This is a genomic window from Lacibacter cauensis (assembly GCF_007830055.1).
Lineage (GTDB): Bacteria > Bacteroidota > Bacteroidia > Chitinophagales > Chitinophagaceae > Lacibacter > Lacibacter cauensis.
Genome location: NZ_VLLE01000009.1, coordinates 1 through 12,112, shown reverse-complemented (window position 1 = coordinate 12,112; position 12,112 = coordinate 1). Strand labels below are relative to the sequence as shown.

Annotated in this window: 11 protein-coding genes; 9 read left to right on the top strand and 2 right to left on the bottom strand. The window is 38.6% G+C overall.

From position 1 onward, the window contains the following. Positions 1 to 12 precede the first annotated feature (12 nt). The 9 genes from IQ13_RS21055 to IQ13_RS21680 all read left to right on the top strand — a co-directional run bounded on the left by IQ13_RS21055 (position 13) and on the right by IQ13_RS21680 (position 10,803). Entirely contained in the window at positions 13 to 333 is a 321-nt protein-coding gene (locus IQ13_RS21055; RefSeq protein ID WP_144888728.1) for a DUF6660 family protein, read from the top strand. Between the two features lie 262 nt (positions 334 to 595). Then, a complete protein-coding gene (locus IQ13_RS21050) occupies positions 596 to 4,969 on the top strand; it encodes a CusA/CzcA family heavy metal efflux RND transporter (RefSeq protein ID WP_144888727.1) in 4,374 nt (1,457 codons plus the stop codon). A 26-nt stretch (positions 4,970 to 4,995) separates the two neighbouring features. Further along, the gene (locus IQ13_RS21045) at positions 4,996 to 6,210 is read left to right on the top strand and encodes an efflux RND transporter periplasmic adaptor subunit (protein ID WP_144888726.1); all 1,215 of its coding nucleotides are present in this window, start codon (positions 4,996 to 4,998) and stop codon (positions 6,208 to 6,210) included. A 108-nt stretch (positions 6,211 to 6,318) separates the two neighbouring features. Further along, on the top strand, positions 6,319 to 6,786 hold the full coding sequence (locus IQ13_RS21040) for an MgtC/SapB family protein (RefSeq protein ID WP_144888725.1): 468 nt from the start codon (positions 6,319 to 6,321) through the stop codon (positions 6,784 to 6,786). Between the two features lie 38 nt (positions 6,787 to 6,824). Continuing rightward, positions 6,825 to 7,442: a hypothetical protein gene (locus tag IQ13_RS21035; protein WP_144888724.1), complete on the top strand. Its 618-nt coding sequence runs from the start codon at positions 6,825 to 6,827 to the stop codon at positions 7,440 to 7,442. 10 nt (positions 7,443 to 7,452) lie between these two features. Then, positions 7,453 to 9,447: a heavy metal translocating P-type ATPase gene (locus tag IQ13_RS21030; RefSeq protein ID WP_144888723.1), complete on the top strand. Its 1,995-nt coding sequence runs from the start codon at positions 7,453 to 7,455 to the stop codon at positions 9,445 to 9,447. 71 nt (positions 9,448 to 9,518) lie between these two features. Then, entirely contained in the window at positions 9,519 to 9,896 is a 378-nt protein-coding gene (locus tag IQ13_RS21025) for an ArsR/SmtB family transcription factor (protein ID WP_144888722.1), read from the top strand. Further along, positions 9,893 to 10,582: a mercuric transport protein MerTP gene (gene merTP / locus IQ13_RS21020; protein WP_144888721.1), complete on the top strand. Its 690-nt coding sequence runs from the start codon at positions 9,893 to 9,895 to the stop codon at positions 10,580 to 10,582. Before IQ13_RS21025 ends, merTP begins: the two co-directional genes overlap by 4 nt. A 5-nt stretch (positions 10,583 to 10,587) precedes the next feature. Further along, positions 10,588 to 10,803 carry a GDCCVxC domain-containing (seleno)protein gene (locus IQ13_RS21680; protein ID WP_144888720.1) on the top strand — a complete coding sequence of 72 codons (216 nt, stop codon included), beginning with the start codon at positions 10,588 to 10,590 and terminating at the stop codon, positions 10,801 to 10,803. 22 nt (positions 10,804 to 10,825) lie between these two features. On the opposite strand, the gene IQ13_RS21010 is transcribed toward IQ13_RS21680, so the two are convergent. Continuing rightward, positions 10,826 to 11,260 carry a hypothetical protein gene (locus tag IQ13_RS21010; protein ID WP_144888719.1) on the bottom strand — a complete coding sequence of 145 codons (435 nt, stop codon included), beginning with the start codon at positions 11,258 to 11,260 and terminating at the stop codon, positions 10,826 to 10,828. Positions 11,261 to 11,312: 52 nt separating this feature from the next. Then, positions 11,313 to 12,112, bottom strand: an 800-nt coding sequence (locus IQ13_RS21005; RefSeq protein ID WP_144888718.1) for a DUF1524 domain-containing protein, incomplete at its 5' end; no start/stop codon positions are given.

Below are 12,112 nucleotides of genomic sequence, written 5' to 3'. Positions count from 1 at the left end.
ATTTTTGCAACAATGAAATTTTTATTTTTCTTTTTAGGCTTTTTCCTGCTCTACCTGTCATGCCTTCCATGCAGCGACAGCACGGAATGTGATGCAAAATCAGAAGTAAAAGTTTCAGCTTCTTCCAATCACCAGGAGCATAATCATTCGAAAGAAGCATGCACACCTTTTTGCACCTGTTCGTGCTGCGCAGCGTCAGCCTTTTATAATCCTTTGAACAAAGTTCAGGTTGCAAAAATCGGTTTCCAATCTGAGAAGTTTCCTCTTTATAACGAAAACTTTAATTCAGAAGTTTCCTATTCTATCTGGCAGCCTCCCAAAATAACTGCTTAACCCCCTCTCGTATCAGTGCAGTTATCATGCGCTGACTTTTGCATTTTTATTATTTCGGCTACCACGAGGTTATGACTAAGAAAAGAAAGTCAAAGACCCGCCGTAAACCAGTTTACAGGAAGATCAAAGACCCTGTAAAGCCATTGTGGATGCGGGTTACAAAAATTGTTACACTGATAGTGCTTGGCATTATTATGCTGATGGCGATAGCCGGAATAATAATTAAGTATTATCGTCTTGTTTCAAAACATTAAATAGAAATATGCTCAATAAAATCATTCAATTCTCCATAAAAAATAAATTGGTCATTGGCCTGTTTACACTTGCATTAATAATATGGGGCGTTTATTCGGCAAAAAAATTGCCGATTGATGCTGTGCCGGATATCACCAACAATCAAGTGCAAATAATTACTATTAGTCCATCATTAGCGGCTCAGGAAGTAGAACAGTTAATATCCTTTCCTGTCGAGCAAACAATGGCTACGATTCCCGAAATCAAGGAAATCCGTTCCATATCAAGGTTTGGATTATCTGTAGTTACTGTTGTATTTCATGATGATGCTAACATATATTGGGCTCGTCAGCAAGTAGGTGAACGGCTTATAGAAGCCCGTAACCAAATACCAAATAATATTGGCAATCCTGAGATGGCTCCTATATCTACGGGATTAGGTGAAATTTATCAATATGTTTTACATGCAAAAAAAGGATATGAAAATAAATACGATGCCATGTCGCTTCGGACAATACAAGACTGGATCGTCCGTCGTCAGTTGCTTGGCACACCCGGTATTGCTGATGTAAGTAGCTTCGGCGGTCTTTTAAAGCAATATGAAATTGCATTGAATGCAGATAAGCTTCGCAGCTATAACCTATCCATAGCAGATATATTTAATGCCCTTGAAAAGAATAATCAGAATACGGGTGGTGCATATATAGATAAAAAGCCCAACGCTTATTTTATCCGCAGCGAAGGCTTTATTAAAACAATCACTGACATAGAAAAAATTGTAGTTACAAGAACTTCCGGTGGTGCACCCGTGCTGGTAAGGGATATTGCTACAGTACAGTTGGGTCATGCTACACAATACGGGGCATTAACCCGTAATGCAGAAGGGGAAGTAGTTGGTGGCATTGTATTAATGCTCAAGGGAGCAAATTCCAGCATTGTAATTAATAGTGTAAAAGATAAAATAATCCAGATTCAGAAAAGCTTGCCGGAAGGTGTGGTCATTGAACCCTTTCTTGACAGAAGTGCTTTAGTTAGCAGGGCTATTGGAACTGTAAAAACTAACCTTATTGAAGGTGCCTTGATTGTAATTTTTGTATTGGTGGTTTTTCTTGGCAATATCCGTTCCGGGTTGATAGTGGCTTCCGTAATTCCTCTTGCCATGCTTTTTGCTATTTCGTTGATGAACCTGTTTGGTGTGTCTGGCAACCTGATGAGTTTAGGCGCAATTGACTTTGGTTTGATTGTGGACGGAGCCGTGATTATTGTTGAAGCAACCATGCATCAGTTAGGCCATCGAAAGCCTGGAAGAATGACACAAGACCAATTGAATGATGAAGTATATAAATCAGCAGGCAAAATGATGAACTCGGCTGCGTTCGGGCAAATCATCATCTTAATTGTATACCTGCCTATTCTCGCACTGGTTGGCATTGAAGGAAAAATGTTTGGTCCAATGGCACAAACAGTTTCATTCGCCATACTTGGTGCATTCCTGCTTTCACTTACTTATGTGCCCATGATGAGTGCCCTTGCATTAAGCAAGAAAATCAGCCACAAAGAAAACCTTTCAGATAAAATGATGAAGTTTTTCCAACGGCTTTACACACCATTAATACGTGGTGCATTAAAGATGAAATTATTGGTGGTAAGCATTGCTGTGGGAGTATTTGTAATCAGCCTTATCATTTTTAAAACCTTAGGTGGTGAATTTATTCCCACCTTGGAAGAAGGAGATTTTGCGGTAGAAACAAGGTTGCTTACAGGTAGCTCGTTAAGCCAAACGATTGAAAAAATAACGCAGGCTTCTGATTTACTGATGAAAAAATTCCCTGAAGTAAAAGAGGTGATTGGAAAGATAGGTGCCTCTGAGATACCAACCGACCCTATGCCCATAGAAGCATGTGACATTACCATTCTTTTAAAAGATAAAAAGGAATGGACCAGTGCACATAACCGGGAAGAACTGGCTGAACTGATGCAAAAGGAACTGGAAAAAATTCCCGGTGTTTCCTATGGGTTGTCGCAGCCTATACAACTTCGTTTTAATGAATTGATTTCAGGTGTTCGCCAGGATGTAGGTATTAAAATATTTGGAGAAGACCTGGATGTGCTGGCAGACCTGGCAAAAAAAATTGGTGTGATTGTACCTACGGTAAAAGGTGCAGAAGATTTATATGTAGAACAGGTAACCGGGCTTCCACAGATTGTCGTTAAACTAAACAGGGATAAGATTGCACAGTTTGGTTTAAATGTAGAAGATATAAACCGCACCATTAGTGCTGCTTTTGCAGGAGAATCTGCCGGCATTGTTTACGAGGGTGAAAAAAGGTTTGACATGGTAGTGCGTTTGGAAAAAGCAAACCGCCAGAGTATTGATGATGTAAAAGGATTATTTGTTGCGGCTCCTGATGGTAACCAGATTCCATTGGAACAGGTAGCAGATGTCAATTTGCAGTTAGGCCCTAACCAGATACAACGTGAAGATGCAAAGAGGAGAATCATTGTCGGCTTTAATACAAGAGGCAGGGACATCTCATCGGTTGTAAAAGAAATGCAGGAAAAAATTGAGAAGCAGGTAAAAATGCCCCCCGGTTATTTTATTACTTATGGAGGACAATTTAAAAATCTTGAAGAAGCTAACAAAAGGTTATCCGTTGCAGTCCCAGTTGCATTAGCATTAATCCTGCTGCTTCTATTCTTTACGTTTGGTTCAATTAAATATTCCTTACTCATTTTTACAGCTATACCCATGAGTGCAATAGGCGGTGTATTTGCCTTATGGTTCAGGGGTATGCCATTCAGTATTTCGGCAGGTGTTGGTTTTATCGCACTGTTTGGAGTGGCGGTACTAAATGGCATCGTACTTATCAGTGAGTTTAACCGGTTGAAAAAAGGAGGCATGACTGACATAAATGCCATTATTTTAAAAGGGACCTCTGTGCGGTTGCGACCGGTGTTAATGACTGCAGCAGTTGCTTCATTGGGCTTCCTTCCAATGGCTTTATCAAGAGGTTCGGGTGCGGAAGTACAACGGCCATTAGCAACAGTTGTAATAGGTGGATTGATAACAGCTACTTTTCTTACGTTGGTGGTGCTACCGGTGTTATATACCTGGTTTGAAAAGATAAAACCAAAAGTAAAAAAAATATCTCCGGCTAAGCACTTCCCTTCATTATTCATCCTGTTTTTAGCATCATCCTTTGCCGCAAATGCTCAACAACCAAAGACAGTCATAAATCTTAATGAGGCTGTTACATCAGCTATGAAGAATAATCCTTTGGTAAAAGTAGGAACGCTGGATATAAGTTACCAGCAACAATTGAAAAAAACGGTAAAGGACTATGGCAAAACAAATGTCGGCGTAACTTTTGGCCAGTACAACAGCCGCATTACTTATGATAATAATTTCAGCATTAATCAGGGCATACCTAATCCGGCTTACTTCAAAAGTCTCATAAAGCTATCTGAGTCAAATATCAAAAGCAGTGAGTTGCAATTAAAAGTTTATCAAACTGAACTGGCGGCTAATACAAAAACATCGTACTACCAGTTAAGTTTTTGGATAGAGGAAATAAGATTGCTGAAAGAAATGCTGGCTATTTATGAAAATGTATTGAGGGCATCAGCATTACGGTACAAAACGGGTGAAACAAATGCATTGGAAAATTATAATGCTGAAAGCAAGGTGAATGAGATAAAGGCGCAATTGAGAAATGCAGAAGAAGATTACCGTATTGAATTAAACCGTCTGAAAGTGTTTACTGCAGATTCTTCTGTTACGGCTATTGCCGACACTTTACTTGTTGAAAAACAGATACAGGTAAATTTTGATACTGCTGCCATTGCTGCCAACCCTACACTGGCATTTATTAAACAGCAAATTGATATTGCAAACAGAGAGAAAGCTGTTGAGCAATCGAGATTAAAACCTGATTTCTCAGTAGGCTATTTCAACCAGTCGCTGGTGGGCTATCAAACCGTAAACGGTGTTGATAAATATTATGGAGTTGGCCGCCGTTTCCAGGGTGTTAATTTGGGCATCAGCATTCCCATATTTGCCAGGGCGCAAAAAGAAAAAGTAAAAGCGGCAGAAATAAACCGGGTGCGTCGTGAAGCAGAACTGACCAATTATCAATACAACCTGCAGGCCGAATTGACAAGGCTGTTTGGCGAATTGCAAAAACAAAGAGTTCAAATCAACTACTACCGCAATACTGCTTTACCGCAAGCCAATCTCATCATCACCCAGGCACAAAAAGCTTTTACTGCCGGCGAAATCGGTTATTATGAATTAACGCAATCACTCAATAATGCTGTTGTTGTAAAACAGGAATACACAAAACTTTTAAACCAATACAATCAAACCGTTATTGCTATCGAATTTATCGGCGGCATCAATTAATAAGAACGGGCTAAAATAAAATTAATATGAAACAGAAATTTTTAAGTTCATTGGTTATACTCACTACGGCCGCTATATGCCTTTCATCCTGCTCTTCCAAAGGAAGTGCCGAAGCTGCCCCGGCAGAAGAAACGAAAACCGAAGAAGCAGACATGGTGGATTTGTCTGAAGACCAGTTTAAAACCGTCAACATACAATATGGCGCTGTTGAAGATAAAAATCTCAGCAGTATTATCCGGGCATCGGGAGTACTCGATGTTCCTCCGCAGCAGTTATTAACTGTTTCTTCTCCCTATGGAGGTACTTTAAAAAATACTGATTTGTTACAAGGCAAGCCAGTAGTAAAAGGCGAAGTAATAGCCGTACTCGAAAACCCTGAATTTATCCAGCTTCAGCAAGATTACCTGGACTATAAAAGCCAGTTGGTTTACCTGAAAGAAGAATTAGAACGGCAACAGGAACTGGCAAAAGAAAATGTAAATGCAAAAAAAACAGTGCAAAAAGCCAGCAGCGAATACAATAGTATGATGGCAAGGGTGCAGGGTTTAAAATCAAAGCTGCAACTCATCAATATTAATCCTGATAAAATCAATCCGGGAAACATCTCCGGCAGGGCAAATATTTATGCTCCTATAACAGGCTATGTTACTAAGGTATTGGTGAACATAGGCAAGTTTGTAAACGCTAACCAGGAGCTATTTGAAATTGTAGATACCCGCCACCTTCATGCAGAGCTTATCATTTTTGAAAAGGATGTTCCGAAATTAAAAATCGGCCAAAAAATTCGTTTTGTGTTGAATAATGAAACAAAGGAACGATTTGCAGAAGTGCATTTGATTGGCCGTGAAATCAGTGCTGAGCGAACGGTTCGGGTACATGGTCATTTGTTGCAGGAAGATAAAAACCTATTACCTGGCATGTACCTGAAAGCAATAGTCGAAACTGGTGTTGCTACCACTACTGCTCTGCCTGATAAGGCGATTGTACAATCGGCAGGCAAGTCATACATTTTTATTGCATCAGAAGAAATGAAAGAGGAAAAAAAGCCAGATGATGCTGATAAAAATGCAACTGTTGAAAAACATATTGCTTTCAAAAGAATTGAAGTAACCACTGATATTTCGGAAAATGGTTATACCGAAGTGATTTTGCCCGAAGGTTTTGACAGGAATAGCAAAGTAGTAGTAAATGGAGCTTATGATTTATTGTCGAAAATGAATAATGTGGAAGAGGAAGAATAGATTTTACATGGGTCGGAGCCCTGCCTTGTTTGTCCCGTTTTAAAAATGGAAAACCTTGAGTGGCAGGGTTTCCGTACCCACCAATAATTAGATAATAATAAATACAGTATGGATATACAAATTGAGTTAATTATTGTTGCCAAACTTGTCATCTCATTTCTGCTTGGTGCTTTTATCGGTCTTGACAGGGAAAAGCATGGCCGGGATGCCGGTATAAGAACCTATGCCGCCGTTTGTATCGGAGCTACGTTATTTACTGCTGTTGCGGCACATCTTGTAAGCGATGTAGCCGCTGTATCAAGAGTGACAGCTAATATTGTTACAGGAGTAGGGTTCCTGGGGGCTGGTATCATATATCGAAACAGCAGTGCCGGAACATCGCATGGGTTAACAACAGCAGCCACTGTTTGGTGTACCGCAGCAGTTGGTGTGGCAGTAGGCCTCAACATGTTCATTATCGCAATTGTTGGGGCAATTGCATTGTATTTTCTGCTTTCATTACATCACCAGCATTGGTATATAGAATGGAAGAAGAAAATGATAAATAAGCATAACGAAAAAGACAACGCTGATTAATTGTTTAAAATTAAATTGTATAATAACATTATTGTGACATGTATAGTATAATAACAGGCACTATATTATTAGGCATTACTCATGCACTTATTCCAAACCACTGGTTGCCATTGGTGGCTATTGCCAAGTCGGAGAAATGGGAAAAGTATGAATTGATGCTGGTAGCATCTATCACAGCATCTGCACATGTGCTGGGCACTGTTATTCTTGGTTTTGCATTGGGAATGGTTGGTTCAAAACTGGCACATCAATATGAAGGATATGTGCATGTAATTGCACCGGTACTATTGATAATATTCGGATTAATCTATTTTACAGTAAACCTGCCGCACCATCATCATGCTGCCAACAAGGATGTACAGCAATATAAAAAATCGAAAACCAAATGGGTGCTGATATTCGCAGCAACGATGTTTCTATCTCCCTGCCTGGAAGTGGAAAGTCTTTTTCTTGCAGCAGGAGCCTATGGTTGGGATGATATTTTACTACTTGCCTTAGTGTATGCAGCAATCAGCATCACCGGAATTATCACTCTTGTAATGCTTGCTTTTAAAGGAGTGCAGATGATGAACTCACAATTTATAGAGCATAACGAAAAACGAATTACCGGAATGGTATTAATTATAGTAGGCATCGTTACATTTTTTTTACATTAAATAAGTTTTTATGGCATATAAACATGATGAAACAAAAATTGCAGAGCAGGAAGCCTGCTGCGACCTGGATGAAAAGTTGAATGAAGCAAAAGTGGTGCCCATGCACAGTAATGATGACGGGCACAATCACGGGGGGCAAGAAAAAGATGAACCCGGATGGAAAACCCATTGGGATTTGCTATTGGCATTGCTTATATTGATCGTATTACTTGTGCTGGAGTATGTATTCAAAATAGAACTGCCTAAAATTGCATCATTGATAATAAACCTGGTTGCCTATTTATTGGCTGGCCGGAAAGTGTTAGACCTTGCTTTCAGAAGATCAAAGCGGGGTGATTTCTTTAATGAGTTTGTATTGATGAGTGTGGCCACCATTGGTGCATTTGTGATTGGAGAATATGAAGAAGGTGTGGCAGTAATGGTATTTTATCAAATTGGGGAATGGTTCCAGGATGCAGCAGTCAACAATGCAAAACGCAGTATTAAGGCCCTGCTCGATGTGAGGCCTGATGAAGTGACAGTAATAAGAAATGGTTCACCGCTTGTTGCTGACCCTTCCATTATAGAATTAGGAGAAACCATTCAAATAAAGCCAGGAGAGAAAGTTGCCTTAGACGGGGAACTGCTTTCAGAAAATGCTTCTTTCAATACCGCCGCATTAACAGGCGAAAGCAAACCCGATACAAAGTATAAAGGAGAAACCATATTAGCCGGGATGATAAATCTCAACACCGTTGCAGAGGTAAAAGTAAACGCACTGTTTAAAGACAGTAAGCTGAGTAAGATATTAGAAATGGTGCAGGATGCTACTGCGAGGAAATCACAAACACAATTATTCATTTCAAAATTTGCAAAGGTTTATACTCCTATTGTATTTTTCTTAGCCGTTGCAGTATGTTTCGTTCCTTACTTCTTTGTATCTGATTACAACTTTCAAACATGGTTTTACAGGGCATTGGTTTTTCTTGTAATCAGTTGCCCCTGTGCATTGGTGGTGTCTATTCCATTGGGGTATTTTGGTGGGATTGGTTTGGCATCAAGAAATGGCATTTTATTTAAAGGAGGAAACTTTTTAGACGTAATGACAAAGGTAAATGCAGTGGTGATGGATAAGACAGGAACATTGACTAAAGGTGTTTTTAAAGTTCAGCAAGTTGTATCAAAAAATATAGAGGAAAAGGAATTGGTGAAACTGACCTCAGCCCTCGAACAAAACTCTACCCATCCTATTGCCAAGGCCGTTACTGAATATGCCGGTGATATTACAAACGGGGTAAAGGCAGAAGGAGTAGAAGAAATTTCAGGACATGGTTTGAAAGGTAAAATTGATGGGAAACAAATACTGGCAGGTAATGTAAAACTTTTGAAGAAATTTAATGTTCCCTATCCGGCAGAAATTGAAAGCATTGTTCATACAATTGTTGTCGTAGCCATCAATAATCAGTATGCAGGTTATATCACAATCGCAGATGAAATTAAAGAAGATGCTGCACAGACGGTTAAAGACATGCACAGTCTTAATATAAAAACTGTCATGCTATCAGGTGATAAGCAATCTGTAGTTGACGAAGTGGCAAAGAAGATTGGTATTGATGAGGCTTATGGTGATTTACTACCGGAAGGTAAAGTTGAGAAAGTGCAGAAACTGAAGGATGAAGGAAGGCATATCGCTTTTGTTGGTGATGGTGTTAATGATGCACCAGTAGTTGCATTGGCAGATGCCGGTATTGCAATGGGTGGTTTAGGTAGTGATGCTACTATTGAAACAGCGGATGTGGTAATTCAAAACGATCAGCCACATAAAATTGTTTCAGCAATCAAAATTGGAAAGATAACCCGGAGCATTGTTTGGCAGAATATCATTATGGCCATGACAGTCAAAATATTTGTGTTGATCTTAGGTGCAGGAGGAATTGCCACTTTATGGGAAGCTGTAATAGCTGATGTAGGCGTTGCCTTACTGGCGATATTGAATGCGGTGAGGATACAGAAGATGAAGGTTTAATAGGTAATGTTATGTGGCTTGGTCCGTATTTAAGAATTTGCTTAAATAATTATTTCTCCTATCTTTGCCTCATGGAAAACAATACTTGTATCAGGTTGTTTGCAGACCAGGAACAAATAAAGAATTGTAAAAGCAAGTTGAGGACTGCACAAAAGTCTTTTGCAAGCCTGTCTAACATATTGGCTTTAGCAGGAAATGAAGTAAGGCTGAAGATTATCTATTTATTGGAAGAAGAAAAAGAATTATGCCCTTGCGACCTTGCTGATATTTTAGGCATGAGTATTCCGGCTGTGTCACAACATTTGCGAAAGTTGAAGGATGGAAACATTGTTGAAACCAGGAAAGAAGGGCAAACAATTTATTATTCACTTACACAGGATAATTTAAAGATTTTAAAGCCATTCTTCAAACATATTAATGTACAAACTCAAAAACTGGAAACAGTATGATAAGTATAAAATCATCAGGCACATTTACCGGCGCAGGTGTTCTTTCTGCTATCGCAGCTTCGCTTTGTTGTATCACCCCTGTTATTGCATTACTTGCCGGTAGCAGCAGCATTGCTGCTAGCTTTTCATGGATAGAGCCGGCAAGACCTTATTTAATAGGACTGTCAATTGCTGTATTAGTTTTTGCATGGTATCTTAAATTAAAACCAGCTAAAGCAAACGATGTAGATTGCAATTGTGAAGCAACTAAGAAGGCTTCATTTCTTCAATCCAAAACCTTTTTAACAATAGTAACTGTTTTTGCTATACTGATGATGACTTTCCCGCTGTATGCAAAAATGTTTTATCCAAAACCAAAAGTACAGGCAACAACACTTGCAGTGGTTGATAACAAACAGCAGATAAACTTCACCATACAAGGCATGACCTGCGAAGCTTGTGAGGAGCATGTAAATAACGAACTGTCTAAAGTAAATGGAGTGTTAGCTTATAAAACTTCTTATACCAACCAGAACAGTTTAATCACATTTGATAAATCAAAAGTAGATGAAAAAACAATTGAGGCAGCAATTAATAAAACAGGATACAAAGTAAAAAGCTATGAACTGATAAATAGTAGCATTATTTCTGAAACAGGAATCAATAAAACTTGCAGTGATTCGTCATCTTGCTGCGACAAAAAATAAATGTAATGGAGAAAACAATTACACTACAGTCAACAATTACTTGTCCGCAATGCGGCTTTCAAAAAGAAGAAATAATGCCAACAGATGCTTGCCAATACTTTTACAAGTGTACAAACTGCGAAACTATACTAAAGCCAAAGCAGGGTGATTGTTGTGTATTTTGCAGCTACGGCACTGTTGCTTGTCCACCTATACAATTGAATAAATCTTGTTGTGCATAGCCTTATTAAAATAGTTTCTTACCTATTTTAAAATTTCGGCCTTAATTTTAATAGCACATTTTTCAAATTCTGAACTCAAAAGTTTTAAAGGGATTTTATCCGGGCAATACTTAGTTGTTTCTATTAAGTAAACTATTCTAAGGTTAGTAAGCGGCTTTAGCCATGCCAAATATTCCCGAAGATGTTCTGCAATTTGCTTAACCGTTGTATTGGGCTTTTCTTTTATTACCAGTATTAGTATGCCCTTCTTTTCCTTGGTCAAATATCTTGCTGCTTTCAGCATTGAACCCAAATATCCCTTTCGGCTTGTTCCTGTGTCACACTCCATAATGATATAATCTTCCCCGCATTTTAAAACCGTGTCGGGCTTATACCCCTTAGTGAGTTGTCCCCCGGAATTGAAAATAGCATACCCTTCGGCACTGTGCAGGAGATTCTTAAATAATTTGTCTTTCATCGCTTCGCTATATAAAGTATAATTCCAAGCATTTAGCAGTCAATTCTAAAAGCTATTTTAAATGCGTCAAAATACAATTCAATATCAGGTTTGCTCTTGCTGTAACAAAGTCTTCAAATCTATCCTCTGTCCACAATGTTTCATCAACTGGAATTAAATGCCGCTTTACAAAAGCTGCTTTGTCCGCTACATGGCTATTAATCCAATCTTTGAAAGGACTTGCATTCTTCAATCCCCTGTTAGTGCTGAAATCTATCAATTGAAAATTTTTGATGCTATTGATTTTTGCTGATTCAATCTTTAAAGATTCTAATATTGATTTAGGCATGATGTGGTCAATATCGTTTATTCTTATGGTCTGTCCTCTGTCATACATAAGGTAATAAACAAATGAACTTTCCAATTCATCGAGATTGCCAATACTATAGGCTCGGGTAAATGTTATTGGATGGTAAGTATAAACCTGGAACAATTCATCGGTTGGAAAATCTTTGTTCTTAAAATGCTGCATTTTATCTAATAGCTTACGGATGCCTGTTTTATATGGTATCCATCCAGCACCTTTGCTTTTGAATACTCCATTAATCAGAGAATGGTATATCCATTTCTCCATTCTTGGATGTTCTGTATTCTTAGCATCAAAATTGGCAAAGAATTTTTCCAATTCCCCATCGCTTATCTGCTTATGAAAAAGATGATAGGCGATAAAAAACAATGGAATAAAGGAGCGGTTGCCCTCTTTATAGTAATAATACAATTTTGAATTAATGAGAAAGTCTTTGAGACATTTCAGGGTAATTTTTATTCTTTCTCTGTTCTTTATGGCAAACTGTACATCCGCCGCTTCAATTG